Origin of the sequence: Leucobacter triazinivorans, assembly GCF_004208635.1 — a bacterium.
GTDB classification, from domain to species: Bacteria; Actinomycetota; Actinomycetes; order Actinomycetales; family Microbacteriaceae; genus Leucobacter; species Leucobacter triazinivorans.
In genome coordinates, this window is sequence record NZ_CP035806.1 from 2,721,202 (window position 1) to 2,746,992 (window position 25,791).

General features: G+C 69.8%; 25 protein-coding genes and 2 tRNA genes. 19 read left to right on the forward strand and 8 right to left on the reverse strand.

The annotated features are described in order from the left end of the window. The first annotated feature begins 1 nt into the window (after position 1). The 7 genes from EVS81_RS12250 (at position 2) to EVS81_RS12285 (ending at position 8,792) form a co-directional block, all read left to right on the forward strand. Complete coding sequence (locus EVS81_RS12250; protein WP_130110635.1) at positions 2 to 208, forward strand: HPP family protein; 207 nt, start codon at positions 2 to 4, stop codon at positions 206 to 208. 568 nt (positions 209 to 776) lie between these two features. Further along, on the forward strand, positions 777 to 2,198 hold the full coding sequence (locus EVS81_RS12260) for an NAD(P)/FAD-dependent oxidoreductase (protein ID WP_130110637.1): 1,422 nt from the start codon (positions 777 to 779) through the stop codon (positions 2,196 to 2,198). Further along, the gene (locus tag EVS81_RS12265; protein ID WP_165384261.1) at positions 2,195 to 2,554 is read left to right on the forward strand and encodes a cupin domain-containing protein; all 360 of its coding nucleotides are present in this window, start codon (positions 2,195 to 2,197) and stop codon (positions 2,552 to 2,554) included. The genes EVS81_RS12260 and EVS81_RS12265 overlap by 4 nt, the downstream gene beginning before the upstream one ends. 60 nt (positions 2,555 to 2,614) lie before the next feature. Next, a complete protein-coding gene (locus tag EVS81_RS12270; RefSeq protein WP_130110638.1) occupies positions 2,615 to 2,881 on the forward strand; it encodes a hypothetical protein in 267 nt (88 codons plus the stop codon). Positions 2,882 to 2,931: 50 nt separating this feature from the next. Continuing rightward, on the forward strand, positions 2,932 to 4,377 hold the full coding sequence (locus EVS81_RS12275) for a uracil-xanthine permease family protein (RefSeq protein ID WP_130110639.1): 1,446 nt from the start codon (positions 2,932 to 2,934) through the stop codon (positions 4,375 to 4,377). 309 nt (positions 4,378 to 4,686) lie between these two features. Continuing rightward, positions 4,687 to 8,541 (forward strand): AAA family ATPase, encoded by a 3,855-nt coding sequence (locus EVS81_RS12280; RefSeq protein WP_130110640.1) that lies wholly within the window; start codon positions 4,687 to 4,689, stop codon positions 8,539 to 8,541. Further along, on the forward strand, positions 8,538 to 8,792 hold the full coding sequence (locus EVS81_RS12285) for a hypothetical protein (protein WP_130110641.1): 255 nt from the start codon (positions 8,538 to 8,540) through the stop codon (positions 8,790 to 8,792). The genes EVS81_RS12280 and EVS81_RS12285 overlap by 4 nt, the downstream gene beginning before the upstream one ends. A gap of 107 nt (positions 8,793 to 8,899) precedes the next feature. Here EVS81_RS12285 and EVS81_RS12290 read toward each other — a convergent pair whose 3' ends face one another. Then, a complete protein-coding gene (locus EVS81_RS12290; RefSeq protein WP_130110642.1) occupies positions 8,900 to 9,217 on the reverse strand; it encodes an FmdB family zinc ribbon protein in 318 nt (105 codons plus the stop codon). Positions 9,218 to 9,228: 11 nt separating this feature from the next. Continuing rightward, on the reverse strand, positions 9,229 to 9,861 hold the full coding sequence (locus EVS81_RS12295; protein WP_130110643.1) for a 5-formyltetrahydrofolate cyclo-ligase: 633 nt from the start codon (positions 9,859 to 9,861) through the stop codon (positions 9,229 to 9,231). 125 nt (positions 9,862 to 9,986) lie between these two features. On the opposite strand from EVS81_RS12295, the gene galU reads away from it, so the two are divergent. From galU to EVS81_RS12330, 7 genes are all read left to right on the forward strand, one after another. Then, on the forward strand, positions 9,987 to 10,913 hold the full coding sequence (galU, locus tag EVS81_RS12300) for a UTP--glucose-1-phosphate uridylyltransferase GalU (protein ID WP_130110644.1): 927 nt from the start codon (positions 9,987 to 9,989) through the stop codon (positions 10,911 to 10,913). A gap of 3 nt (positions 10,914 to 10,916) precedes the next feature. Continuing rightward, positions 10,917 to 11,522, forward strand: a complete 606-nt coding sequence (locus EVS81_RS12305; RefSeq protein ID WP_240739842.1) for a GNAT family N-acetyltransferase — start codon at positions 10,917 to 10,919, stop codon at positions 11,520 to 11,522. An 85-nt stretch (positions 11,523 to 11,607) separates the two neighbouring features. Continuing rightward, positions 11,608 to 12,678 (forward strand): hypothetical protein, encoded by a 1,071-nt coding sequence (locus EVS81_RS12310; protein WP_130110645.1) that lies wholly within the window; start codon positions 11,608 to 11,610, stop codon positions 12,676 to 12,678. 458 nt (positions 12,679 to 13,136) lie between these two features. Continuing rightward, the gene (locus tag EVS81_RS12315; RefSeq protein WP_130110646.1) at positions 13,137 to 13,490 is read left to right on the forward strand and encodes a peptidase inhibitor family I36 protein; all 354 of its coding nucleotides are present in this window, start codon (positions 13,137 to 13,139) and stop codon (positions 13,488 to 13,490) included. 311 nt (positions 13,491 to 13,801) lie between these two features. Next, positions 13,802 to 14,656 (forward strand): hypothetical protein, encoded by an 855-nt coding sequence (locus EVS81_RS12320; RefSeq protein WP_130110647.1) that lies wholly within the window; start codon positions 13,802 to 13,804, stop codon positions 14,654 to 14,656. Then, positions 14,653 to 15,909: an efflux RND transporter periplasmic adaptor subunit gene (locus EVS81_RS12325; RefSeq protein WP_130110648.1), complete on the forward strand. Its 1,257-nt coding sequence runs from the start codon at positions 14,653 to 14,655 to the stop codon at positions 15,907 to 15,909. The genes EVS81_RS12320 and EVS81_RS12325 overlap by 4 nt, the downstream gene beginning before the upstream one ends. Next, complete coding sequence (locus tag EVS81_RS12330) at positions 15,899 to 17,881, forward strand: ABC transporter ATP-binding protein/permease (RefSeq protein WP_165384262.1); 1,983 nt, start codon at positions 15,899 to 15,901, stop codon at positions 17,879 to 17,881. The genes EVS81_RS12325 and EVS81_RS12330 overlap by 11 nt, the downstream gene beginning before the upstream one ends. Positions 17,882 to 18,060: 179 nt before the next feature. Here the strand turns inward: EVS81_RS12330 and EVS81_RS12335 are convergent, their stop codons facing one another. After that, entirely contained in the window at positions 18,061 to 18,657 is a 597-nt protein-coding gene (locus EVS81_RS12335; RefSeq protein WP_130110650.1) for a DUF305 domain-containing protein, read from the reverse strand. A 385-nt stretch (positions 18,658 to 19,042) separates the two neighbouring features. Here EVS81_RS12335 and EVS81_RS12340 point away from each other — a divergent pair, with 385 nt between their 5' ends. Further along, the gene (locus EVS81_RS12340; RefSeq protein WP_130110651.1) at positions 19,043 to 19,393 is read left to right on the forward strand and encodes a sugar ABC transporter ATPase; all 351 of its coding nucleotides are present in this window, start codon (positions 19,043 to 19,045) and stop codon (positions 19,391 to 19,393) included. Positions 19,394 to 19,423: 30 nt separating this feature from the next. Here EVS81_RS12340 and EVS81_RS12345 read toward each other — a convergent pair whose 3' ends face one another. From EVS81_RS12345 to EVS81_RS12355, 3 genes are all read right to left on the reverse strand, one after another. Continuing rightward, a complete protein-coding gene (locus EVS81_RS12345) occupies positions 19,424 to 19,984 on the reverse strand; it encodes a CueP family metal-binding protein (RefSeq protein ID WP_130110652.1) in 561 nt (186 codons plus the stop codon). A 105-nt stretch (positions 19,985 to 20,089) separates the two neighbouring features. Then, entirely contained in the window at positions 20,090 to 20,569 is a 480-nt protein-coding gene (locus EVS81_RS12350) for a DUF6153 family protein (RefSeq protein WP_130110653.1), read from the reverse strand. A 189-nt stretch (positions 20,570 to 20,758) separates the two neighbouring features. Beyond that, positions 20,759 to 20,831, reverse strand: a tRNA-Ala gene (locus EVS81_RS12355). 114 nt (positions 20,832 to 20,945) lie between these two features. Between EVS81_RS12355 and EVS81_RS12360 the strand changes: the two genes are divergently transcribed. The 3 genes from EVS81_RS12360 to EVS81_RS12370 all read left to right on the forward strand — a co-directional run bounded on the left by EVS81_RS12360 (position 20,946) and on the right by EVS81_RS12370 (position 23,777). After that, a complete protein-coding gene (locus EVS81_RS12360) occupies positions 20,946 to 21,575 on the forward strand; it encodes a LysE family translocator (RefSeq protein WP_130110654.1) in 630 nt (209 codons plus the stop codon). 78 nt (positions 21,576 to 21,653) lie between these two features. Further along, on the forward strand, positions 21,654 to 22,097 hold the full coding sequence (locus EVS81_RS12365; RefSeq protein ID WP_130110655.1) for an acyl-CoA thioesterase: 444 nt from the start codon (positions 21,654 to 21,656) through the stop codon (positions 22,095 to 22,097). A 153-nt stretch (positions 22,098 to 22,250) separates the two neighbouring features. After that, entirely contained in the window at positions 22,251 to 23,777 is a 1,527-nt protein-coding gene (locus EVS81_RS12370) for an Ig-like domain-containing protein (protein WP_165384263.1), read from the forward strand. Between the two features lie 131 nt (positions 23,778 to 23,908). Here the strand turns inward: EVS81_RS12370 and EVS81_RS12375 are convergent. Further along, positions 23,909 to 23,981: transfer RNA gene (locus EVS81_RS12375), tRNA-Lys, on the reverse strand. A 128-nt stretch (positions 23,982 to 24,109) separates the two neighbouring features. On the opposite strand from EVS81_RS12375, the gene EVS81_RS12380 reads away from it, so the two are divergent. Beyond that, positions 24,110 to 24,739, forward strand: coding sequence for a hypothetical protein (locus EVS81_RS12380; protein WP_130110657.1), 630 nt, complete (start codon positions 24,110 to 24,112; stop codon positions 24,737 to 24,739). Between the two features lie 169 nt (positions 24,740 to 24,908). Here EVS81_RS12380 and pstB read toward each other — a convergent pair whose 3' ends face one another. Beyond that, the gene (gene pstB, locus EVS81_RS12385; protein WP_130110658.1) at positions 24,909 to 25,688 is read right to left on the reverse strand and encodes a phosphate ABC transporter ATP-binding protein PstB; all 780 of its coding nucleotides are present in this window, start codon (positions 25,686 to 25,688) and stop codon (positions 24,909 to 24,911) included. Between the last annotated feature and the right edge of the window lie 103 nt (positions 25,689 to 25,791).

Consider the following 25,791-nt stretch of genomic DNA (forward strand, 5'->3'; position numbering starts at 1 on the left):
CATGAGCAAGGGATCGGATCGCGACCGGGGCCGCGCGCCCGAACCGCCGTCGCCGCAGGCGCGCCGCAAGCAGATCATCGTGGGCATCGTGATGGGTGCGATCGTCGGGGTCGTGCTCGGCGCGCTCACCCAGTTCTGGCTGTGGCTGCCTGCCGGACTCGCGCTGGGGCTCGCCACTGGGGCGATCATGAAGCCGCCCGCCGAGTAGGCGCTGCGTGCGCGGTGGCGCTGCGTGCGCGGGTGGCGCTGCGTGCGCGGGTGGCGCTGCGTGCCCGGGTGGCGATGCGTGCGCGGGTGGCGCTGCGTGCCCGGGTGGCGCTGCGTGCCCGGGTGGCGCTGCGTGCCCGGGTGGCGCTGCGTGCCCGGTGGCGATGCGTGCGCGCGTGCCACGCCCCCGAGACCGAGCCTGTTGTGCGAGACCGACCCGAATATTCGCGTCAATCGGCTCGGGTTCGCACAATCGGCTCGGGTTCGCACAATCGGCTCGGGTTCGGCTTCCCGGGGCCGGCGCGTGAGCGCACCCCGGGGCCCGCACGTGCCGTGCCCCGCAGTGGGGTCCCCGCGCCCCGGGGCCCGCACGTGCCGTGCCCCGCCCTGGAGTCTCCGCACCCCCGCCTTGAGCGCCCCCGCCCCGCGCCCCCCGGGGTCCCACGTGCCATGCCCACGCCCTGGGGCCCGCCGCCCCCGCCCCAGAAATGTCAATGACGTTGACATTTGCGTGTACATCCGCGTGTCGATGTGCGAGGATCGTAGCGGCAATCGAAGACGAGGACTCCATGCACCCCACCATTTTTGAAACTCACCGTCCGGCCGCGAAGATCGTCGAGGACTCGCTGGCCGAGACCGAGCTCGCCTGCTTCTGGACCGACGACGTGGCCGACCGCGTCGCGCAGTACCCGCCGCTCGACGGCGACGTGCGCGTCGACGACGCCGTGGTCGGCGGCGGCTTCGCCGGCCTGTGGACCGCGATCAAGCTGAAGACCGAGCACCCGGATCGGCGCGTCGTGCTGCTCGAGGCGGTGCGCATCGGCTGGGCGGCGTCCGGTCGCAACGGCGGCTTCTGCGAGGCGAGCATCACCCACGGCGAGCCCAACGCCGAGTCGCGCTGGCCCGACGAGACGGGCACGCTGCGCCGACTCGGGCACGAGAACCTCGACGCGATCGAGCGCTTCATCGAAGAGCACGGCCTCGACGTCGATTTCGAGCGCACCGGGCAGCTCTCGGTGGCGAACGAGCCGTACCAGACGGAGTGGCTGGGAGAGGGCGATGATCCCGAGGTGGTCACGCTCGATCAGCAGCAGGTGCAGGAACGCATCTCGTCGCCGACCTTCCTCGGTGGCGAGTTCTCGCCGCGAGAGAACGCCAATCTGCATCCCGCGAAGCTGGCCGCAGAGCTCGCGCGCCACGCCGCCGAGATCGGCGTCGAGATCCACGAGCAGACGCCGGTCGAGGGTCTCGAGGGATCGGCGGAGGCGCCGATCCGGCTCACGACCGGGCGGGGCGACGTCGTCGCGGAGCGCGTCGCTCTCTGCACCAACGTCTTCCCCTCGCTGCTGAAGCGCTACCGCTTCCACACCGTGCCGGTGTACGACTACGTGCTCATGACCGAGCCGCTCACCGACGAGCAGCTGGCCTCGATCGGCTGGGAGGGCCGCGAGGGCCTCGCCGACATGGCCAACCAGTTCCACTACTCGCGTCTCACCAAGGACAACCGCATCCTCTGGGGCGGTTACGACGCGGTGTACTTCGCGGGCGGTCGCATCAAGCGCGAGTACGAGGATCGCATGGAGAGCCACCGCAAGCTGGCCAGCCACTTCTTCACGACCTTCCCGCAGCTCGCTGGCGTCAAGTTCACGCACCGCTGGGCCGGCGTGATCGACACGTCGACCCGGTTCTGCGCGTTCTTCGGACAGGCGCACGGAGGCCGCGTGCAGTACGTGGCGGGCTTCACGGGGCTGGGCGTCGGGGCCACGCACTTCGCCGCCGACGTGCTGGTCGACCGATTCGAGGGGCGCGTCACCGAGCGCACCGAACTCGAGATGGTCAAGCAGGTGCCGCTGCCGTTCCCGCCCGAGCCGGCCGCGTCGATCGGCATCAACCTGACCCGCTGGTCGCTCGATCGGGCCGATCACAATGGGGGCAAGCGCAACGTGCTGCTCAAGACGCTCGACGCGCTCGGCCTGGGGTTCGACTCATGAGCGAACTGCTGCCGAACGACGTGAACCTGCTGGTGAGCGGCACCCGCGTGGGCGTCGAGCTCGAGGACGTGCCCGCCGAGGACGTCGTCTCGGGTGCGCCCCGCCAGGGGGTGGCCGAGCTCGGGGCCATCAGCGGTGCCGAGGTCGGCGTCTGGGAGCTGCGCGATGGCGTGGTCACCGACACCGAGGTCGATGAAGTGTTCGTGGTGCTCTCGGGCGGTGCCACTATCGAACTGCTCGATGAGGATCGCACGGTCGAGGTGGGTCCGGGCGATGTGATGCGGCTGCTCGCCGGTACCCGCACGCGCTGGACCGTTGAGGATCACATCCGCAAGGTGTACATCTCGGCGGAGTAGGGGCCCGACCGCGGGGCGGGGTGGATCCTGCGACTCGCGCTGCTCGCGCAGGATGACCGGGTGGGGTGGATCCTGCGACTCGCGCTGCTCGCGCAGGATGACCGGGTGGGGTGGATCCTGCGACTCGCGCTGCTCGCGCAGGATGACCGGGTGGGGTGGATCCTGCGACTCGCGCTGCTCGCGCAGGATGACCGGGTGGGGTGGATCCTGCGACTCGCGCTGCTCGCGCAGGATGATCGGGCGGGGTGGGCGCGCGCCCACCGGTTGAGCGGGGAGCGCAGCGACGAGTCGACATCCGATCCTCGCGTGAGAGCGCCGAGCCCATAAGATAGATCCTTGGCGCGACCGCGCCGACCCCGATCCTCGAAGGAGCCCCGATGGCGCTGCCCTGGAAGCTGCACGGAGACGGCAAGCGCGTCTCGCCCGACGCGATCGTGCTCCCCGAGGAGCGCATGACCTGGCCGCGCACCATCGGGTTCGGCGCGCAGCACGTGGTCGCCATGTTCGGCGCCACCTTCCTCGTGCCGCTGCTGACGGGCTTCCCGCCCACCGCGACGCTGTTCTTCTCGGGGCTCGGCACCCTGCTCTTCCTGCTGCTCACCGGCAACCGCCTGCCCAGCTACCTGGGATCCTCCTTCGCGTTCCTCGCGCCGATCTGGGTGGCGACCGGGGTCGGACCGGGCGCGGCGGCGACGCCCGAGGGCCTCGCGCGGGCCTCCTTCGGCATCCTCGCCATGGGGGTGCTCATGGCGATCGTCGGCATCGTCGTGGCCAAGTGGGGCACCGGCTGGATCAACGCGCTCATGCCGCCCGTCGTGATGGGCGGAGTGGTCGCGCTGATCGGCTTCAACCTCGCGCGGGCGGTGAAGAACAACTGGCTGGGCAACCCGGATGCGAATCCGGACGTCAATCAGGGGCTGCACTCGACGGCTGCGCTCATCACGATCGTCTCGATCCTGCTCATCACGGTGCTGTTCCGGGGCATCATCGGCCGTCTGTCGATCGTGCTCGGCATGGTCGTCGGCTACGTCGCCGCCGCGCTGATGGGCATCGTCGACTTCTCGGGCGTCGAGGCCGCGGCCTGGGTGGGCCTTCCCGATTTCCATGCGCCGGGCAACCCGTTCGCAGACCCGTCGCTGTGGGGGCTGCTGCCCTCGTTCTTGCCGGTGGTGCTCGTGCTCGTCGCCGAGAACGTCGGCCACGTGAAGAGCGTGGGGCTCATGATCGAGCGGGATCTCGACCCGGTGACCGGCCGCGCCCTGCTCGCCGATGGTGTCTCGACCGTGCTCGCGGGCTTCGGCGGAGGATCGGCCACCACCACCTACGGCGAGAACATCGGCGTGATGGCGGCGACCCGCGTCTACTCCACCGCGGCCTACTGGGTGGCGGGCATCATCGCGGTGCTGCTCGGCTTCTCGCCGAAGGTGGGCGCGCTGATCTTCTCGGTGCCCGCAGGCGTGCTCGGCGGCGTGACCGTGGCTCTGTACGGCCTCATCGGCCTCATCGGCGTGAAGATCTGGATCGACAACAAGGTCGACTTCTCGAAGCCGATCAATCAGTTCTCGGCAGCGATCCCGCTGATCGTGGGCATCGCGGACTTCGGGCTGCAGCTCGGATCCGAGGGACAGCCCGTGGTCTTCAACGGCATCGCGCTCGGCACGATCGCGGCGATCGGGGTCTACCACCTCATGAACGGGCTCGCGAAGGCGCGCGGAGGCGAAGTGGAGGTTGCCGACCCGGTGGTCACGGGCGCGACGGGCGCCGCCGACGCGACGGGCGCTCCCGATGCCACGGGTGCGGCGCGCGTCCCCGACACGAAGTAGCTCGCCGTACGTGCAGGTACGCGCGTCAGTAGGTGTCACCAAACTTGACGTTTGGTGACACCTACTGACGCGCGTACGGGGGCGAGGCCGAGCACGCGGGGCGGTGCACGTGCCGAGCACGCGGGGCGGTGCACGTGCCGAGCACGCGGGGCGGTGCACGTGCCGAGCACGCGGGGCGGTGCACGTGCCGAGCACGCGGGGCGGTGCACGTGCCGAGCACGCGGGGCGCAGCGCGCGGCCTGGCGCAGGCGGCCGCGAAACACCGCGCCGATTCCGGCGAATTCCCGCACCACCGCTTAGGGTGGCGGTGTGTGGAGTGTTGATCGGCGACGGCGGCCCGACAGGGATCGCGGCGAGAACGGTGTTGAGGAGGCAGGCGCGAATGCGGCTCAGCCTCGAAACGACGGCGCGCTCGCGACCGCGCCCGATCCCGCGCCGGCCCCTGCGGAACCCGGGTCCGCGGCCGACCTGGCGGCGCAGTTGACCGGCCCCGTCTCGCTCGTCGATGCCTACGCCGACGAGCACGCGGACTGGCGGCGCGAACTCGCGCGCATCGGCGGGCGCAACCCGCTGCTGCACTTCGACGACCGGCAGGCCAACCGCATCGAGCTCTCCACCACGCACCCCGGCGGCCTGCCCCAGTTCATCACCGGCAACAAGATCCTGCTGTCGGCCCTGATCCGCGACGATCTGGCGCTGCGCCACGCGCGCGCCGCCGCCGGCCGGGTCACCGACAAGGCGATCGAGATGCGCACGGTGCGCGGCCTCGAGACCGTCAACCTCGGCATCGGCATCGCCAAGTGGACCTTCGAGGGCGAGGACTTCTGCGCTCCCGTGCTGCTGCGGCCGCTCGCGATCCGCCGTTACGGCCGCGACTTCGAGCTCAAGCTCAAGCAGTTCCCCGTCGTCAACTCCGAACTGATCCGGGTGCTGCGCGAGCAGTTCGGGATCACGCTCGACGCGCGCGCCCTCATCGAGCTGTCGCAGTCGGAGGGGGTCTTCAAACCCCAGCCGGTGATCGACCGCCTGCGGCAGATGGTCGCGGGCGTGCCGGAGTTCCTGGTGCAGCCGCGCCTCGTGGTGTCCTCGTTCCACAACGTTTCGCAGCGCATGGCTGCGGATGCGACGAGCCTGGACACCCCGATCCTCGCCGCGGTCTGCGGCAGCGAGCCGGCACGGCGGCAGCTCACCCAGTCGTACCAGCCCGTCAACCCCACGCCGCCCGACGAGCGCTCGCCGGACACGGATCGCTGCCTCTACGACGCAGACGCCGAGCAGGACGACGTGCTCGCCCAGATCGACGCCGGGCACTCGCTCGTGGTGCACACCCTGCCGGGAACGGGCGGCACGCAGACGGTCGTCAACGCCATCGGCAACCTGGTGCGCGCCGGCAAGCGCGTGCTCGTGGTGTCGCCGCGTCGCGCGACGCTCGACGGCATCTCGCACCGTCTGACGCGCGCCGGCCTCGCGGGCCTCTCGGTGAGCCCGCGCCGCCTGCGCCGCAACCTCGTCGAGGCCATCAGCCGCAACGAGAACGCCCGCCCCGAGCAGCTGCGAGACGTCGACGAGGCCCTTACCCGCCTGCGCGGCGCACTGCTCGACTACCAGACCGCGCTCTCCGAGCCCGACGGGCGCTTCGGCGTCTCGCCGCTCGACGCGCTGCGCCGACTGACCGTGCTGGCACTCGGCGAACGACCGCCGAGCACCACGGTGCGGCTCGACGATCAGGCGCTCGGCCAGCTCACGCTCGACCGGTCGTCGGTGGCGGAGGCGCTCACCGAGGTCGCCAGGCTCGGCCAGTTCCAGTACGGTCCGGCCGATTCGCCCTGGTACGGCGTCGACTTCGGCACGACCGAGGAGGCCCGCTCGGCCTACGCGCTCGCGGTCGACCTCGCCGAGTCGCAGCTGCCTCGGCTGATCTCGATGGCCAACGAGGTGGTCAGTCAGACCTCCATGCGGCCCTACGAGACGATCGCCGAGCTGGGTGTGTATCTGCGCCTGCTCATGGGGATCCGGGACACGCTCGACCGCTTCACGCCCGAGGTCTACGATCGCTCGCTCACCGAGGTGATCGCGGCCCACGCGCCGCGCGGCGGCGACGAGATGTCGTCGGCCAACAAGCGCCGGCTGCGCAAGCTCGCCCGGGAGTACGTGCGGCCGGGCGTGCACATCACCGACATGTACTCGCGCCTGGTGCAGATCCAGCAGCAGCGCGTGCTGTGGCAGCGCTACACGACGGTCGTCGGCGCTCGGCCCGAGGTGCCGCTGGGCATCGCCGACGTGGTCGTCGCATTCCAGTCGGCGTATCAGGATCTCGACCAGCTCGACCGCGTGCTCGGCGTGACCGCCGACGCGGATCGGCTCAAGAACCTCTCGCTCGCGCGCCTGGCGAGCCGCATCTCGGATCTCGCGCGCGAGTCGGAGGTGCTGCAGAACATCCAGGAGCGCACCACCATCGTGGAGCGGCTGCGCGCGGCGCACCTCGAATCGCTGCTCGACGACCTGTCGGCGCGGCACGTTCCGGCGGAGGACGTCGCCGCCGAGCTCGAACTGGCCTGGTGGCAGTCGGCCCTTGAGCGCATGCTGCAGACGAACCCAGCACTGCTCAGCGCCAACACCAGCGTGATCGAGCGTCTCGAGGCCGATTTCCGGCTGGTCGACGACGCTCACTCGGGCGCCAACGGTTCGATCCTCGCCGGCTCGCTCGCCGACGCCTGGCGGGTCGCCGTGCTCGACCACAAGCAGGAGGCGCTCTCGATGCGCGAGGCGCTGCGCAGCGGGTACGTCTCGGCCGGGGCGCTCGCGCAGCGCGCACCCCATCTGCTGGGGGTGCTCGCGCCCGTGTGGACGATGTCGCCGTACGAGGTGGCGCAGCTGCCCGAGTCGATGCCGTTCGACACGGTGCTGCTCGTGGATGCCGGTGCGACGACGCTCGTCGAGAACCTGGGGGCGATTCGACGCGCGGATCAGGTCGTGGCGTTCGGCGACACGATGACGCAGACGCCGTCGCGCTTCGAGATCTCGGTCGGGGAGCACGTGGACGCGGGCGAGGACGACGCCGGTTCGCTGCACGAGCAGTCCGCGTTCGCACAGCTCGGCGAGGTGCTGCCGACGCTCACGCTGACGCGCAGCTACCGCGCCGGTGGAGAGGATCTCACCCACCTCGTCAACACGCGCTTCTACGACGGGGCGATCCAGTCGCTCCCGTGGGCGGGGAGTTTCCTGGGGCACTCCAGCCTCACCTACGAGTTCGTGCGCGGCGGTCAGGGGCTGCCGGATCAGCACACGGGCGCGGTGGAGAGCACCGACGCCGAGGTGGAGCGGGTCGTGCAGCTGGTACTCGAGCACGCGAGCGAGCGGGCCGGCGAGTCGCTGATGGTGATCACCGCGAGCGAGCGACACGCGGTGCGCGTGTACCAGGCGGTGCTGCAGGCATTCTCGAAGTTTCCGCAGTACCGCGAGTTCCTGCTGGGTGAGCGGGCGGAGCCGTTCGCCGTGCTCACGCTCGAGCAGGCGACGGCGCAGAGCCGGGATCGGGTGATCTTCTCGATCGGGTACGGGCGCACCCCGCACGGGCGCGTGCTCTCGAACTTCGGCGGATTGGGACGCCCGGGCGGGGAACGGCTGCTCGCCGTCGCGATGACCCGGGCTCGGCGCGCGATGACCATCGTGAGCTGTTTCAAACCCGAGGATCTGGACACGGCGCGGATCAGGCACGGCGTGGTGGAGCTGGCCGAGCTGCTGGCGTTCGAGCACCCGGATCCCGAGCCGCCGTCGCTGCCCGCCGAGCGAGACCCGATGCTCGGGGAGCTGGCCGACCGGCTCGAAGCGATGGGGCTCAACGTCGCGATCGACTACCGCGGTGCGATTCCGCTCGCCGCCTCTCTCGGTGATCGGGCTATCGCGATCGACATCGACTTGGGGGCCGGCGGCGAGGGAGGCGACAGTCTGCGCGACACGCTCCGGCTGCGCCCTGCAGTGCTGCGCCGCCTGGGGTGGCACTACCACCGCGTGCAGAGCTTCGACCTCTTCGCGGATCCGGACGAGGTGGCCCGGCGCATCGCGCGCATCGTCGGCTACGATGCGGATGCGGATGCGGACGCGGCGGGGACCGCTACCGCGTCTGCTGCCGCGGCCCCGGCCGGGGCCGCTGCCGAGCAGTGACCGCCGACGAACCGACCGGCGATGTGTCGACCGGCGACGGGCACGTGAGCGACCGCGGGCGCGGGGGAGACGCGGATCGCGGGCAGTCCGCCGACGAGCGGCCGGGGGCCGCCTCGCGACGTCGACGGCGGGTCACCCGGCCCGCCCCCGCGGGGAGCGATCCCGAGCCGGCCGATCCGCCGCTCGAGCGGCGATCGGAGAGCGAGAACGACGCCCGCCTGCGGGCCGACCGCCCGCCGCACTGGGGGTAGAGCCGGCAGCGCGCCGTGCGGAGCGTGCCCGCCGTGCGCGGGGCGGGAGGCGGCCCGAGGATCTCCGGCGAAGCGCCGGCGGGTGCGACCCTCCTGGCCGCGTGCGATCAGGCCGTGGAGGATCCCGAGCCGCCCGATGCAGCGCCGGCGCTGCTCGAGGCGCCGGATCCCGACCCGCCCGATGAGCTCGACGCACCGGTAGTCGAACCGCCCGACGCACTCGAGCCGCTCGAGCCGCTCGACGCGCTCGAGCGCGAGTCGGTGCGGTAGAAGCCGGAGCCGTTGAAGGTCACCCCGAGCGAACCGAAGACCTTGCGCAGCTTGCCGCTGCACTCCGGGCAGACCTGCAGGGCCTCGTCGGAGAACGACTGGTAGACGTCGAAGGCGTGGCCGCAGTCGGCGCAGCGATAAGCATAGGTAGGCACGAGGCTCTATGTTAGCCGGTGTTCCCCGGGTCCGGAGCCGGGCCCGGGCCGCCGAAGGCCCCGAGACGGCGCACCCCGCTCGGCGTGACGACGCCGTCGACCGGCACGTCGTGGGCCTCGCGGGGCAACCGCGGCAGCAGATCCTCATCGAAGACCACCGCATAGACGGGGGGCCGAGGGGCGAGCCCGCCGAGGAGGCGGTCGAAGTACCCTCCGCCCCAGCCGAGCCGTACCCCTCGGCGATCGACGGCGCACGCGGGGATGAGCATGAGGTCGACGCGAGCGAGTGCGTCGGCATCGACCGGATCGCCGAGCGGCTCCGGGATGCCGAGCGGCCCCGGCGCCAGGCGGCCGGTCGACGGCACCCAGTCCAGCTGTCCGCTCGGCCTGACGACGGGCAGCAGCACTGCGACATCGTGTGTCGCGGCCCACGCCAGAAACCCCCCGGTATCGGGCTCGTCAGGCAGCGAGGCGAAGCCGGTGACGGTCCGCGCTCCCGATCGCTCGACGAGGTCGACGAGCCGCGTCGTGAGCGCGGCCGCCGCTGCGGCGCGATCCCCGTCGCTCATCCGGCGCCGCCGGGTGCGCACGGCGGCGCGCACCTCTCGCTTGGTCGCCTCGTCGGCGTTCGGCTGTTCGCCCATGGGTTCAGCCTACGACGGCAGCGCGCTGGTGGCGCGCAGAGCGCTGCGCGCACGCGGCGCGCGCACCGCGCACGACTGAGAAGCGGACTTTGGTCCGGTCGGGAGCGGCGGATAAGCTGGCTCTCATGACAGATGCACAGGTTTCGCGGGGTTCGGTGACGAAGGCGGTCGTTCCGGCGGCGGGGTTGGGAACACGGTTCCTGCCCGCGACGAAGGCGATGCCGAAGGAGATGCTGCCGATCGTGGACAAGCCCGCGATCCAGTACGTGGTCGAGGAGGCCGCCTCCGCGGGCCTCGACGACGTGCTCATCATCACGGGGCGCAACAAGACCAACATCTCGAATCACTTCGACAGCGTGCCCGAGCTGGAGCACGCGCTGGAGCGCAAGGGCGACGCCGACAAGCTCAGCAAGGTGCACGAGCCCAATGAGCTCGCAGACGTGCACCTGCTGCGACAGGGGCAACCGCTCGGCCTGGGCCACGCGGTGGCGTGCGCGCGCAAGCACGTGGGCGATGCCTCGTTCGCGGTGCTGCTGGGCGATGACCTGATCGATGCGCGAGACCCGCTGCTGGATCGCATGATCGCCGAGCACGACGCGCGCCGGGCCACCGTGATCGCGCTGATGGAGGTGCCGCGGGAGTCGATCCACCTCTACGGATGCGCGGCGGTCGAGGCGACCGACGACCCCGACGTGGTGCGGGTGACCGCACTGGTAGAGAAGCCCGCGGCCGACGAGGCGCCGTCGAATCTCGCGGTGATCGGCCGGTACGTGCTGCGTCCCGAGATCTTCGACATCCTCGACGAGCTGCCCCCGGGGCGCGGCGGCGAGATCCAGCTCACCGACGCGCTCAACCGCCTCGCCGAGGGTGCGGGCGAGGGGCCGGTGTACGGGGTCGTGTTCCGCGGACGGCGGTACGACACCGGAGATCGCGCCGACTGGATCAAGGCCAACGTGCTGCTGGGCGTCGACCACGACGAACTCGGCGACGAGATCCGCTCCTGGATCCTCGACTTCGCCGATCGTCTCAGGTCCCAGGACGCGAACGGCTGAGCCGTGGCCCCGCTCGGCCGTCCCATCGAGGAGCCCGCGCTGCTGCAGCACGGCCGGGTGGCCCTGCGTGTCATTCACCGTCGCGACGCCGATCCTCTCCGCAGCCTGCTCGAGCGCAACCGCCAGTGGTTGCGGCGCTGGGAGGCGACGCACCCCTCGGGCCGCGGTGCGGAGCCCGGGTCGGTGTCGATGCGGCCGACCGTGCGGCTGCTGCGGCGGCAACTGAGCCTCGGCAGCGGCGTGCCGTTCGTGGTGCTCCATGACGGTGAGGTCGTGGGGCAGCTCAGCGTGTCGGAGGTGAGCGGCGGGGCGCTGCAGTCGGCGCAGCTCGGGTACTGGGTCTCTGAGCACGTCGCCGGTCGCGGCATCGCCCCGATCGCGGTCGCGCTGGCCATCGACTATCTCTTCCACGAGCTCGGCTTGCACCGCGTGGAGATCTGCATCCGTCCCGAGAACACGGCGTCGCTGCGCGTCGTCGAGAAACTGGGACTGCGCGCCGAGGGCCGGCGCGACGCGTACATCCACATCGACGGTGCCTGGCGAGACCACGACTGCTTCGCGGTGACCCGCGAGGAATCGGGGGGAACGCTGCTCGGCCGGCTGTCCTGACCGCGCGCGGAGATTCCGGATCGCGCGCCGGGAATCGCGGCGCGCCGGGAGGCGCCTCCCGCGCGGACACCGTACAGTGAACCCCATGACGGGCGGCGTGCTGGGCGGGGGAGTGATCTTCGTGATCGCTGCCCTGCTGTGGGCCGCGGTGCTGGTGCCCGCCTGGATCCGCCGTCGGGAGTTCCGCGCCGCTGAGCGGAATGCGGCCCGGTTGCAGCGCACGCTCCGCGTGCTCGCAGAGACCTCGGAGGTGCCCCGGGAGGTGCACCTCGAAGCCACGGCGCGTCAGGCTCTGGCGCAGGAGAAGCTGCTCCGCACCGCCAGGAAGCGGCAGGAGGCCGAGCGACAGGCAGAACTCGCGGAGGCGCGCGCCGTGCAGGTGCGGGCCGAGATCCAGGCGCAGCGCATGCAGCGCACCGAAGCGGCGATCCAGCGCTCCGCTCGCTTGCGACGCCCAGCGGTGCGACGGCTCCGGGCGCTCGCCGCGCTGGGCGCGCTTGTCGGCCTGGTCGGTGCGCTCGTCGGCCTCGGATTCGCCGTCGCCGGGAGCGGGGTCGCCGTGCTCGTGTGGGGCGGGTTCGGCTTCTGCGCGTCGCTGGGCGCGCTCGTGCTGCTGGCCCCCGGCCGGGTGCGCGTGGACCCGATCTCGGCCGAACAGGTGGAACCGGTCGCGCCGATGCCCGATGTCGCGCAGCCGAGCGTCGCATCGGAGGCGGACGATGCCGCTTCGGCCGCGCACGCGGCGGCGCAGCTGGCGGCGGCGGCGCGGATCGAGCGCGCTCGGGCGCTCGCCCGATCCCGAGCCGAGCGCCCGACGGCTCGCGAGAACCAGCCCGACTCGATGCTGCTGCGCGAGGCGGAGCGGGATCCGGCGACGCGGGGTGCTGCTGCCCGAGCGGGTGCGGGTGCCGTTGCTGCAGCCGGGGCCGACCCGGCGCCGTCCGCGGACCGGGTGCAGCCTGCCCGCGCTGAGGCCCGCACCGGCGAGCCGAAGGCGGGTGTTCCTGCGACTCCGCGGCGCGCCCCCGCTCAGGGGCCGACCGCGCAGGAGCGCGCCGCGCGAGAGCGCCTGCGCCAGATGGGCGTGATCGGAGATACGAGCGCGGGGATGCCCGACCTCGATGCGGTGCTGCGGCGCCGTCGCAACGCGAGCTAGCCGCCTCCGGAGGCTCCGGCCCCCAGCGCGGGACCGACTCCGCTGTGCGCCGGGCTGCCGTAAGGCGCCCACGAGACACCGGGTCGGGCCCCGGTGTGAGGTCTTTATCGCACCTTCCGGCAGAACGGTGGTGCTCAATCACAAGGTCTCCAACACGTATCTTCGGTACTTCCTCTGCTTAGTTTATTGATCTCTCCATTAGGTTCGTCGTGGCGAACAACAGGGTCCGCCATGCGAGCGAGGAGGCAGGGTCGAGTAGCGGAAGACGTCACGCGCAAGTTGAGATGCCGCGCAGCGCGAACATAGACCTTCGACGCAATGAGGCGTCGGGTCGGTATCTGTCACAAGAGGCAGAGAGTGCCTCAACATCAGGGCGACGTGTCGTGGAACGCTCGCTTGAGCCAGCAGCTCCGTTGCCGGCGCCCGTATTCGTGCAGTCATAGACGATAGGAATCATTGTGTTTCGAAACAATCAATCTAGAGTTGCCATCAGTGGTATTGTCGGTGCCGCGCTCCTGGTGGGTGGCCTCGCCGCAGCCGGGCCGGCAAACGCGGCAATTGACCTGTATCAATATAAGAACTACGGTGGGACCGTCTACAACGCCGGGCACGGCTATAAGCCAAACCTCGGTACCTTCGACGACAAGACTTCGTCACTCAAAGTCCGCGGCGGTGATGTCGCGACGCTCTATCAGTTTGTGAACTACAGTGGCCAGAAGTCGACGAAGTTCAGCATCGGGTCGCCAGACCTGAGTACGTGGTCGTTCCCGAGTGGTGGGACCTGGGACAATCGGACCTCCAGCGTCTACTGACCCATTTGGTCTGATCTGAGGCGCCCCGGGATGGGTGGGCGGAGTCAGGGTCGTTGATCCTGCCGATCTAGCGATCCTCCGGGCACCGCCCGCCTATCCGTGCCTTCCTCCTGCCTCGGCATAGTCGTCCGCACTGTGAATGTGCCGATCCGCACCGAGCAAGGCAAAGGGGAGCAATCTGTCGAGTGCAGAATAGCTCTCGCCGCCCACAGTGCCGCACCGGAAGAAAGACAAACCGAACCATGAGCTCAGTGATCGTCGATCCTCGTCCTGCTCTGTCCGCGCGCTTGCGACTCCTGAGCATGCTCGCTATGCCTGTGATCTTCGCACTTCCTGTTCTCGTCGGATGTGCCACTGGAACCCCGGAGGTCGAGGACGAATCTGCTTCGCTCCCTGAGATCACGGCGCAGGGCTTCAGCGATGTGAAAGCCGAACTGAACTTCGAGACGGGCACGGCGACGACGCCGATCTCGGAGTACCTCACGAATTTGGACTTCGGCACGGAGGTGCTCTTCGCTCAGGCGCGGGAGACGCTCGTCACCGAGTGCATGACCGCGGCAGGTCACAATTACACCGGCCTCACCTCGGTCGACTGGGGATCGCTGCAACCGCAGGAAGACCGGATTTTCGGACGATGGGACCGCGTATCCGCGGCCGAATTCGGCTCGATGATGGATGAGACTCGCGGAGTTCCGAAGACGACAACGGTCGAGCAGGGGGTCGAGTTCAATAGTGCGCTGGCTCTCTGTCAAGAGGAGGCAGCGGTAGACCCGGTCTTGGGACCTCTTTCAGAGGACCTGAGCCAACTCACCCTCGCCGACCGTATCCTCGGAAACGCTTCCACTCTCGCCGAGAATTCAGATGCGGGCAGGGAGGCTACCGAGAGCTTCACAGCCTGCATGGAAGAGAAGTCCATCGTCCTCGATCCGGCTAGCGGGTACATGAGCAGTGAATACACCGATCTCGGCAAGGACGCCGAGATCGCCGCGGCGGTCGGGGAGGCCGACTGCAACGTCGACACCGGTCGTGTCCAGAAGCTGTACGACCTCAGAGCCCAGTATGAGGCCGCCTACATCGAGAAGTACGAAGCACAGCTCGGCGATGTCCTCGCGCACAAGCAAGAGGTGCACGCTCAGCTGCGGGCCATAATCGACGACGTGTCGTGAGCGACGACCGTGCGCGGCCAGGCGAGCACGAGGTGAGGCTCAAGCGGATCGCTCGCCCAGCATACGTCGTGGGTGCCGCGATTCTCGTGGCGCTGATGGTGGCTGCCGCATTCGTCGCGGGCATGAGTATTGAACGTCCGGCGGCCTCTTCCGATGCGGCCGCAGCAGCCGCACCTGCGGTGACCGCACAGGTCGAGATGCGGGTCGTGCAGGAAGGACTGCAGGTGCCCGGAAAGGTCAGCGCTCCAGAATCCCTCGACGTGAAGCTTGCAGACGATGGCGTGCTGGGCTCTCCCGCCGCAGGGGATGGAGAGGGGTCGGCCGAAAGCGAAGCCGGCGCGGTGGCGGGCGCGGAGCAGACCGCAGAGGGCGCAGAAGGGCCGATGACGGATCGCAACGTCATCACTCGCATGGTCGCGGCAGAAGGCGACCAACTGGCGGCCGGGGATCTGCTGGCGGAGGTATCCGGGCGGCCGGTCGTCGCCGCGCCGCCAGGCACTCCGCTCTATCGAGACTTCGAACTGGGTCTCGCCGGTCAAGATGTCCTGGCGATCCAGCAGTTGCTCTCTGACCTGGGCTACATGGTCGATCTCGACGGGATCCTCGACGCCGACACGATGGACACGATCATGTACTGGTACGCCCAACTCGGATACGAGCTCCCGCAGGGGGCGAGCGGGCAGCGGCGCTTACCTTGGCGAGAACTGCTCCCGCTCCCGCCCGGTGCGTTGACCGTGGTCGCGCCGGGCACCACCGGCAGCGTGCTGAGCGGAGACTCCCCACTCCTGACGGTCCGTCGCGGAGCCCCTGTCATCGAGGCCATCGTGGACGCCGGTCAGGTCGCCCGGTTTCGCGAGGCGAAGTCCGTCTTCGTTGGGTTTGAGGGGAAGAACATCGAAGCGGCGGTCGTGTCCATCGGCGAGATGAAGACTGACGACGACACCGGGGTCTCCGGTCACACGGTGACGGTGGCCTGTCCTTCTGAGATCGCGGAGAGAGCCAGTGAGATCACCACCGTCTCGATCAGCACCGAGAAACCCGAAGAGGCTTCATTCGCGGTCCCGCTCACCGCCATTGAGGAGGATGACCATTCGCAGTTCGTGATCCTCGACGACACGAAGGCCGAGCGCACGGGAGGCACAGGCACCCCGGGAGAGCGCGTGGATGTCGAAGTCATCGTGGTCTCAGGGGGCTGGGCGGCAATCGCGGAGAACGCGAGGCTCCCGGAGGGGGCGAGGATCCGTGTCGGATGAACGACCCGTGATCCTGCGCCTTGCCGGGATCAGCAGACGCTACAGCGGTGCCGAGAACGCGCCGGCATTGTCGGATGTGACCTTGACGGTCCGAGAGGGGGAGTTCGTCGCGATCGTCGGTGCCTCCGGCGCCGGAAAATCGACGCTGCTGAACCTGCTCGGCTTGCTCGACACCCCGAGCACGGGGACCTACGTCGTCGCTGGTCGCAGGATCGACGAACTCGACGAGCGGGCACGCGACCGGCTGCGCGCCAGCACCTTCGGCTTCGTGTTCCAGGATTCCCACATGCTGCTCAAGGAGACGGTCGCGGGCAACGCCGCACTCGGACTCTCCATCAATGATGTGGACCCGGCACTCCGACCCGGCATCGTGGCAGCAGCACTCGACACGGTCGGCCTGCTCGAGAAGGCCGGAGATCTCGCCGGGAATGTATCCGGAGGAGAACGTCAGCGAGTCGCCATCGCTCGTGCGATCGCCACCGCTCCGAAGATCTTGCTCGCCGATGAGCCGACCGGAGCTCTGGATACCGCGAACTCAACGCGCGTCGCGCGAATGCTGCGGGATCTGAACCGCGACGGCGTAACCGTGATCATGATCACCCACGATCCGAGCATTGCCCGAACCGCCGATCGCGTGATCGAGATCAGTGACGGCAAGGTCCTCTCCGACGAGGCCACCGCCGACCAGGCTACGGTCCGGGGACGCCGCCCGCCCGAAACCCGCGAGCTCCCTGCGGCTACGCAGTCCTCCTGGTCACGAGTGCGGGAGCGGATCGGGGCAGCGATCTCCCATCACACCGTTCACGCGGCCCGCGCCGCGCTCCTGCTCCTGGCGTTCACCGTCGGCTCCGGAGGTCTCGTCACGGCGATCGGGTTGAGTCAGAGCGCTGCGGCCCAGGTCGTCGGGCGCCTGGACTCCGCTGCGCTCGATGAGTTCCTCGTCGTTCCGAAAAACACACCTACAGCGATCCGGACTGAGCTCGCTCTGCCCGATGACGCTCCCGCATCGCAGGTCGCGGAAGTCGCCCAGCAGCGGCTCCGCGGACTCGACGGGGTCCTGAGCGTCGGGCTCACCTCCATCGCGGAGTTCGATGAGGGGGTTACCCTGCTCAACCCCGCAATGGTCGCCGAGCAGCCGGTGCTCTCGCCGCAGATCCGAGTGGCAGATCGTGAATATCTGCGACTCCGAGGCGTGAGCCTGGGAACAGAGCACGAGTCGATGCGACTGTTCGAAAGAAACGCAGAAGCGCCGGCCGTTATTCTCGGCCCGGCACTCGCTGAGCGGCTGGGCTACGCCGACCAGGTGCCCGGATCTCAGCTCTGGATCGGTTCCACCTCCGCGGCGATCATCGGAGTGATCGGCGAGCTCGGCGAGGAGCCGCAGCTGGCCTCTGCGCTCATCGTCAACCCGGCCCTCGCCGCGGTCGTGTCGGCAGCGGACCCGACACTGATCGTGCAGACCGAACCCGGGCTCCCCGCAGGGCTCGCCGAGGTCGTCGGTGCGACGGTCGCCCCAGGCGACCCGTCGCTGTTCACCGCGGAGACCGTCGCCGATCTCCGATCGCTGACCCAAGGCGTCGCGTCGGATCTCGTATCGCTGATCACCATCGTCTCCTGGGTGCTGCTCGTGCTCTCGTCGCTGAGCGCCGCGACCGCAGCGTACCTCTCCGTGCACGCCCGCGCCGCGGAGATCGCCCTGCGCCGTGCAGTGGGGGAAAGCAAGCGCTCCATCTGGGGCCAGTTCGTGCTCGAGGGCGTACTCGTCGGGCTCCTCGGCGGCGTGCTCGGCAGTGCCCTGGGCGTCGTCATGCTCGTGGTGTTCGCGGCGCAACAGGGGTGGACGCCGACCTTCAACTTCGCGTTCCTCGGCGTCGGCGTTGCAGCAGGCGCCTGTACGGGCATCATCGCATCGTTGTACCCGGCTGCGCTCGCGGCACAGCAGGATCCGGCGCTCGCCGTGCGCGGAACCTGAGGGCCATCACCATGGAACTTGCGAATGCGAATGCCTGCGCCACAAGATGTCTCGAGGACATCGGTCGCGTGCGATACCCGCTCCCCGCCGGTGGGTCAAGCCACTGAATGTCGAGGTGCGCGGCGGCTACCGTGGCAGACGAACGCCTAAGGGTATCTGGTGATCCTGCTGCGCGTGACTCAGCCGCTGCGGGATCCCTCGGCGCACTGCCGCTCGGCCTCCACTGCGAAACGGGGGACCGCCCGCGCCTCGGCGGCTGCCGGCGTGGCCGCCGGCCCGTTCGCGCGGATGTCGTCGATGAGCCAGGACATCTCGAGGATCTCGCGGCGCTGCGCCTCGCTGATGTCCCGCGCGAGCGCGCACACCCGAAGGTCGGTGATCTGCGCGCGCTCGGAGCGCGTGATCGCGAGCGAGTGGTGCGGGATCATGCCCTGCATGAAGTCCACGTCGTCCACGGTCGCCTGACTGCGGTCGAGCGCGATCCCGCCGCCGAGCAGCAGGAGGCTCACGACCACGATCGCGAGGTTCGCGCGCGTGCTGCGATACATGTGCAGCATCCACGCGAGCATCACGAGGCCCATCGCGCCGCCCATCGTCATCGCCATGAACACGCGGCTCTCGCTGAACCGCACGTCGCCCCAGACCCAGACGCCGGCGAACATGGTCCAGTACATGACGACCATTCCCGTGAGGATCATGGCCCCGAAGCGCAGATACTTCTTCCGGACTCCGGCGCGTTCCTCCTGCGGCGAGCTGTTCGCCTCTGACTCGTTCATCCGCTCTCCTCCCGTGAGTCGCCGTGCGGGCGAGCACCGGAGCGTTCGGGGAATCACCGGCGCTGGGCTGGAAGCCTACCCGGCGCACTGCGCGCGCGGAGCCGCCTCGACAGGCCGGTCTCGCGCGGGTATATTGCGTGCTCGCGCTCCGATGCGAGGGTGCCACGGCACTTCGGTGCGACGGTACCGGCAGGTGCGGCGGAGGCGGCGACGCGCGGGCTTCGCGGGCACCGAGAAGAGCCGTGAGCACCCAGGAGAGCAGGGATCCCGACATTACCCAGCCGGAGTCGAATCTTCAACCCTCTGAACGAGCGGCGCGGGGGCCGCCAGACTGAGGCCAGGCGGGTCGGAGATGCCGCGCCCGCCGCAGACCACAGGAGCACTCATGGAATCGACCCCGAACGTCCCCTCAGACGAGACCGGCCCCGAGGAACTCGCGCCGCTCGGCGACCGCGACGCTACGGCGACGGAGCCCGCGGCCGACGACCCGGCTCAGCGCGAGTGGGAGGCTGCCGCACCGCTCGACGATGCGGGCGCGGATGCGAGCGATGCCGCGTCGGCGCCCGCACCGATCCCCGCGCCCGGCTCGGACGTCGCGGCCGGGGGAGACCAGAGCGAAGTGCCGGCTGCAGACCTTCCGACCTCTGAGTCGCAGCCCGAGAGCCAGGGTGAGGACCCGGTGGTGGCAGAGCTCGGCGACGACGGCGAGGGCGATCTCGCCCCGGGGGATCGCTGAGACCCGCGGTCGCCGCGCCGCCTGTGCCGCTCAGACGAGTCGCAGCGTGGTGATGCAGGTCGGATCGTCCGGAGACCGCGTGGAGATGGGCGCGGTGCCGACCCGGCCGTCGTGCTCGACGACCAGGTCGGCTTCGATGCCGCGGGGCACCCAGACGCCGACGAAACCGTTGTCGTAGCTCCGTCGCGTCTCATCGATGAGCACGTCCCCGTTCGCGTCGGTGAGCGTGATCCGCATCTCGGCGCCGGCGAGTTCGCCGACGCACGTGGTCAGGCTGTGGAAGTGGCACTCGTGGGTGAGCTCCCGATACGGAGCGATCGAGAGGTAGACCTCGTCGTCGGGCAGGGGCAGTCGCGCCTCGCGCCCGCCGCTGTCGCTGAGCACGAGCTCGTCCGTCTGCACCGATGCCAGGAGATCGGCGGGGCGCTCGGCGACGGGCATGGTGTCGAGGTGCTCGATGATCTGGGGTGCGTCGAGGCCGGCGAGATCGTGGTCGGCCAGGAGATCGCGGTCGCTCTCCGGGCTGCAGCCGGCGAGGAGCAGTGCCGCTGAGAAGGCAAGGGCGGCGGTCGCCGCGGTGCGCAAGTTCATGTGGGGTCTCCGAATTCTGGTGTCGCTGTGGTGTGCGGCGGCGCGTGCGCCGAGTGAGCGGGGGTGGACGTCCAGGCGCGGGCGTGCGCCTGATCCACACGCCCGTCACGTGCGACTGATGCAGAGAGCGTGGAGTGACGGCGGCCGGGGCGAAGGTCCATCGGCGACATGCGGGGTGCGACCCTGCCCCGAGTCGGAGCGGATCCTCCAGGCCCGCAGACGGGCCGGGATCAGCGTCGCGAGCGCGAGCAGGAGCGCGAGCACGCAGGCCATCGCCAGGCCTGGGTGGCCCGCGTCACCCGAGCTCGTGCACTCGGGAGTCGGTCCGCACTCAGCCGTGCCGAGGTGCGCGGTGGCGTTGTTGGGGTGCGCGGTGCTGCCGAGGTGCGCGGTGCCGTCGAGGAGCGCGGCGTGCAGGGTGCCTGCCTCAGCCGAGTGCTCGAGCGCGGGGCTGCCGTGCAGGTTGAGCGTGTGCATGGCGAGGAGCCCGAAGATCGCAGTCGCCGCCAGCAGACCGCCGAGCAGCAGCCCCCGAAGCCTGCCTCGGAGGCGCCTCCCCGTGCGGGCGGCCGCGTGTGCTGCCATGCGATCGATTCTACGCGAGCGCCTTGCCCGGTCGGTGTGAGCCGCCGGGCAGCGGCGCGCTGCGCCGCCTGAGCGGGCTGCCGCGCGCGGGGCGGACTGTGCGGGGACACGGCGCGGGAACGCCGGCGGCCCGGCTGCGGAGCCCAGCGCCCGTCGGCGTGGCGAGGCGCGCGGTGATGTCGAATGCGGTGGATCTGAGGGGAATCGAACCCCTGACCTTCTCATTGCGAACGAGACGCGCTACCAACTGCGCCACAGACCCTGACAGCGAACCACTCTAGCAGCATCCGAAGCGCGACACGAAATCTGGCGGCCGCGGGGCGGGCCCCTGGGCGGGCGCCGCGAGACCGCATGCGCCGCGCACTACACTGTGCTCGTGAATCCCGCGCTCTGGATCTCCTTGCTCACCGCATCCGCCGTGATCAGCTTCACTCCCGGTGCCGGGGCCATCAACACCATGTCGAACGCGTTGACGGTGGGGTGGCGGCGATCCTTCTGGGGAGTGCTGGGGCAGCAGCTCGCACTCGTGCTCCACATCTTCGTGGTCGCCGCGGGGGTCGGCGTGCTGGTGTCGAGCACGCCGATCCTGTTCAACGCCATCCGCGTGCTCGGCGCGGCGTACCTGGGGTACCTGGGGGTGCGGCTGATCCTCGCGAAGCCGCGGCGCGGTGCCGGATCCGCGCACCCCGACGGCTCGCTCGGCGAGGGAGCCTGGTCCCTGCTGCGACGCGGTCTCTGGGTCAACCTGCTCAATCCCAAGGCGATCGTGTTCTTCCTCGCGTTCATCCCGCAGTTCATCCGGGCCGACGCGCCCCTGCTGCCCCAGTACCTCGTGCTGATCGCCACCGTGGTGGGTGTCGATGCGGTGGTGATGTGGGGCTTCTTCGCCACCGCGGCCAAGCCGTTCCGGCGCGCGGTCGGGAGTGCGCGCGGCCAGCGGATCCTGAACACCGTCTTCGGTGCGCTCTTCATCGGCGTCGCAGTGCTGCTGCTGTTCGTGCACTGAGTCCCGGCCGCCCCGCGCGCGCCGCGGCGTAACCGTCCTGTTCTACTCGCGTAATCCGCGACTCATAGGCTCCCGGGCATGACCATCAGTCGAGTGCGCCAGGGTGAAGGCATCAACTTCTACAGTCGGAAGTGGGTGCGGCCCGAGGATCTCAACGCGAACGGCACGCTTTTCGGTGGGAGTCTGCTGCGGTGGATCGACGAGGAAGCCGCGATCTACGCGATCATCCAGCTCGGGAATCAGCGTGTGGTCACGAAGTTCATCTCGGAGATCGACTTCGAGGCCTCGGCGCGCCAGGGGGATCTCATCGAGATGGGGCTCGTGGCCGTCGGATTCGGGCGCACCTCGGTGACCATGCGCGCGGAGGTGCGCAACATGATCACGCGCAAGACCATCCTCACCATCGAGCGGATCGTCTTCGTGAATCTCGGCCCTGACGGACGCGCGGCACCCCACGGATACTCGTCGATCACCTACGACCGGGATCGCGCGCCCGCGAGCGCCGAACAGGGGAAGGACTGACCGCACCGGTCCCGGTGCACCGAGCCGCAGCGTGCTGCGACCCGGTGTGCGGTCGATGCGCGAGGCTCCCGGTGCGCGGTCCGTGCGCCGTGTGCGATCAGCCGAGTTTCCCAAAGTTTCGACTACGTTGAATATTGGACTATGATCAATTTCATGCGTCAATTCTTCGGTGGCCTCGTCGCCGTCCTCGCCCTGGTCCTCGGAAGCCTCGTGATCGCGTCGCCCGCTCGCGCCGACACCGTCACCTGGGACGGGGAACTCTCCGCAGGAGCGGCCACCTGGCTGCGTCCGAGCTGCCTCTCGGCGGGCACCGGAGAGGAATGGTGGCAGAAGCAGGCGTTTCGCGTCGACGCCGACGGCATGTACGAGCTGGAGATGATCTCTTCCGCACCCGTGGAGGCCGGAGGATCGTCGCCCGACGGGTTCTTCCTACTCTACGAGGCGCCGTTCGATCCCGCCGCACCGACCGTCAACTGCATTGCGGACAACGACGACGGTGCATCGGCGCTCAATCCGAGGCTGGTGCAGGCGCTGACCGCTGGCACCGACTACGTCCTGGTGACCACTCAGTGCTGCGACGGCATCACCCCGGCGCAGGCGATGACCTACACGAACCAGATCACCGGCCCGGGCGCGGTCACCCTGACCCAACAGATCCTCGCTGCCCCGACGGAGTCCACGATCCCAGCGGCGACCGATACAGTCCAGATCATCTTCAGGCTTTCTGCGCCGCCCGCGGCCAACGTGACGATCCCGCTGGTGAGTGCGGATCCGGGGCTCCTGAGCGTTCCCGCATCGGTCACGATCACACCGGCCCAGTGGAGCACCGGTGTGCCCGTCAGCGTGACGCGCACGACTCCCGTCGCGGCGGATGCGACGGTCGCTATCGATGCCGGGCCTGCCGTCAGTGCGGATCCCGCCTTCGCGGGCCAGACCCTCGGCGGTCTCGGCGTCACCCTGATCGCGCCGGTTGCTACGGCGACGACGCTGGCAGCCGCGCCGAGTTCGCCGGTGTTCGGCGACGAGGTCGTGCTGACCGCGACGGTCGACGTGACGGGGGCGATCGGCGCCGTGGACTTCTTCGCCGACGGCCTTCCGCTCGGCAGCGCGCCGCTGGTCGACGGCGCTGCCGCGCTCGCCGTCACCGATCTCGCCGCGGGGGCGCGCACCCTGACCGCGGAGTACTCGGGGGATCCCGAGCGCGCGGCATCGACGTCCGATCCGGTCGGCCTGGTCGTCTCGGCGGTGGCGACGAGCACGCGACTCACGATCTCCGCGCGCACGTCGACCCTGGGCGACGATGTGACGCTGACCGCCGAGGTCACGGGCGGGGCGCCGACCGGCGACGTCGACTTCCGTGCCGATGGGCGCTCGCTCGGAGTCGTCTCCCTGCGCGACGGTGCGGCCGAGCTCACCGTCGGCGACCTCCCGGCGGGGCGCCACGCGATCACCGTGCAGTACGCGGGCGACGGCAACCACACGGAGTCGGCCTCGGAGACCGTGGTGCTCGACGTGCAGGGCGCGTCCGAGGATGACGCGACCGCTGCTCCGGCGCGGCTGCCCGAGACCGGAGGCGACGTTGTGCCGGGACTGTTCGCGGGCGGTGCGCTGCTCGCGGGCGGTGCGCTGATCGGCGCGGGCGGCATGCTCGGCGCGCGCCGCGCGCGATCCCGCCCCTGAGGCAGGGGCCGGAGCGGCGCCGCGTGTGGCTGCACCGTGGGGCTCGTGCGCCCGAGTACCCGAGTGCGGTGTGCCCCGGATGCGTGAAGTCCTGTGTGCAGGAAGCCCCTGCGCAGCAGGCCCGTCAGCAGTAGGCCCCGCCGGGCTCGAACCGGCGACCCGCGGATTAAAAGTCCGATGCTCTACCAACTGAGCTAGAGGCCCGTGGTTACCGATTCTATCGGGTTTCGCCGAGGCTCCGGTGCACGCGGAGTGCGAGACGGGCGCGTAGAATCGCCGGGTCCGCGACAACGGGCGCCCAGAGAAGTCCGCATCGACCCCGAAGGAGCTCCGTGACCCGAGAACACCCGCGACCGGTCCTCCAGCCGACCGCCAGCTTCGACTGGATCATCGGGTCAGACGAGCCGGGGGCCGCCCACCGGATCGCCCAGGAGACCTCGTGGGCGCTGCTCGACCGTGTGCGTGCCGGCGCCGACCCGACCGTGGTCGAGCGCGTCGTCGGACTCGCGTCGGGCGACGGGATCGACGACATCGCCGAGCTGTGGGCGGGGGAGGGCACCCACTCGCTCGCGGGTGTGCTGTGGCGCCTGTACCTGCTGCGCCGGGTGGTGTCTGCGGATCCCGAAGGATCGGCCGAGCTGTTCCGCCGGGGGGCCGCCGCGGCGCAGACGATCGATCCGGTCGTCGCGGGTGCCGCCGAGCCGGTAACGCCGCTCTCGATCTCCGAGCTCTGCGACACCATCCTCCGCGGCGCATTCGTCGGCGACGTCGGCGACGCGCTCGATCGGGCCGCGAGCTACTGCCAGGTGATGTCGCTGGGATCGGCCGACCTCGCGGACACGCGCGACGCTCACGACGACGCGCACGCCGCGCACCTCACCACGCGCGCGCTGCGCTACGCGGGCATGGCCCAGGAACTGCACGCCGGTGCGCGTCGCTGGCGCGACGGCACGCTCGCCTGAGCGCGCACCGAGCGATCGTCGCGCTGCGTGCGCGGACGCTCTGCGATAGACTGGTGCACGCCGGGCCGCAGTAACCCCGGGCTCCAATTTCTGCCGCCTCGAGCGGCCTTTCGCCGAGAGGCGTTCTGCGGTCCGGCCCTTTTCTGCCCTGCACCGGCCCGCCGAGCGGCTACCCGAAGCGGCCGGAGACGTAGTCCTCGGTCGCCTGCACCGAGGGCGTCGAGAAGATCGTCGACGTGTCGTCGTACTCGATGAGCTTGCCGGGCTTCCCGGTGCCGGCGATGTTGAAGAACGCCGTGCGATCCGAGACGCGCGAGGCCTGCTGCATGTTGTGCGTCACGATGACGATCGTGTACTCCTTCTTCAGCTCGTCGATGAGATCCTCGATCGCGAGCGTCGAGATGGGATCGAGGGCCGAGCAGGGCTCGTCCATGAGCAGCACCTCGGGGGAGACCGCGATCGCGCGTGCGATGCAGAGACGCTGCTGCTGTCCGCCCGAGAGGCCCGACCCCGGCTTGTCGAGGCGATCCTTCACCTCGTTCCAGAGGTTCGCGCCCTGCAGCGAGCGCTCCACGAGGGCCTCGGCGTCGCCCTTCGAGATCTTCCGGTTGTTGAGCCGCACGCCGGCGAGCACGTTCTCGCGGATCGACATCGTCGGGAACGGGTTGGGGCGCTGGAAGACCATGCCCACCTGTCGGCGCACGAGCACGGGATCGACTCCCGCGCCGTAGAGATCCTCGCCGTCGAGCAGCACCTCGCCCTCGACGCGGGCGCCGGGGATCGCCTCGTGCATGCGGTTGAGGGTGCGCAGGAAGGTCGACTTGCCGCAGCCGGACGGCCCGATGAACGCGGTGACGCTGCGGGGCTCGATGTTCATCGATACGCCCTCGACCGCCAGGAACTTGGAGTAGTAGACGTTGAGGTCCGAGACCTCGATGCGCTTCGACATGTGTGGGTTCTTCCGTTCGGGAGTCTGCTCCGCCGATCGAGCGGAGTCGGAGTCAAGGAGCCGGTGGGCGGGCGGGAAGCGGCGTTCGCCGTCGACTCCCGCC

Coding starts and splice junctions, on each gene's coding strand:
- EVS81_RS12370 (WP_165384263.1), top strand. CDS start 22,251: ATGCGTCAATTCTTCGGTGGCCTCGTCGCCGTCCTCGCCCTGGTCCTC.
- EVS81_RS12340 (WP_130110651.1), top strand. CDS start 19,043: ATGGAATCGACCCCGAACGTCCCCTCAGACGAGACCGGCCCCGAGGAA.
- EVS81_RS12260 (WP_130110637.1), top strand. CDS start 777: ATGCACCCCACCATTTTTGAAACTCACCGTCCGGCCGCGAAGATCGTC.
- EVS81_RS12275 (WP_130110639.1), top strand. CDS start 2,932: ATGGCGCTGCCCTGGAAGCTGCACGGAGACGGCAAGCGCGTCTCGCCC.
- EVS81_RS12265 (WP_165384261.1), top strand. CDS start 2,195: ATGAGCGAACTGCTGCCGAACGACGTGAACCTGCTGGTGAGCGGCACC.
- EVS81_RS12365 (WP_130110655.1), top strand. CDS start 21,654: ATGACCATCAGTCGAGTGCGCCAGGGTGAAGGCATCAACTTCTACAGT.
- EVS81_RS12335 (WP_130110650.1), bottom strand. CDS start 18,657: ATGAACGAGTCAGAGGCGAACAGCTCGCCGCAGGAGGAACGCGCCGGA.
- EVS81_RS12345 (WP_130110652.1), bottom strand. CDS start 19,984: ATGAACTTGCGCACCGCGGCGACCGCCGCCCTTGCCTTCTCAGCGGCA.
- EVS81_RS12310 (WP_130110645.1), top strand. CDS start 11,608: ATGACGGGCGGCGTGCTGGGCGGGGGAGTGATCTTCGTGATCGCTGCC.
- pstB (WP_130110658.1), bottom strand. CDS start 25,688: ATGTCGAAGCGCATCGAGGTCTCGGACCTCAACGTCTACTACTCCAAG.
- EVS81_RS12320 (WP_130110647.1), top strand. CDS start 13,802: ATGCCTGTGATCTTCGCACTTCCTGTTCTCGTCGGATGTGCCACTGGA.
- EVS81_RS12295 (WP_130110643.1), bottom strand. CDS start 9,861: ATGGGCGAACAGCCGAACGCCGACGAGGCGACCAAGCGAGAGGTGCGC.
- EVS81_RS12250 (WP_130110635.1), top strand. CDS start 2: ATGAGCAAGGGATCGGATCGCGACCGGGGCCGCGCGCCCGAACCGCCG.
- galU (WP_130110644.1), top strand. CDS start 9,987: ATGACAGATGCACAGGTTTCGCGGGGTTCGGTGACGAAGGCGGTCGTT.
- EVS81_RS12350 (WP_130110653.1), bottom strand. CDS start 20,569: ATGGCAGCACACGCGGCCGCCCGCACGGGGAGGCGCCTCCGAGGCAGG.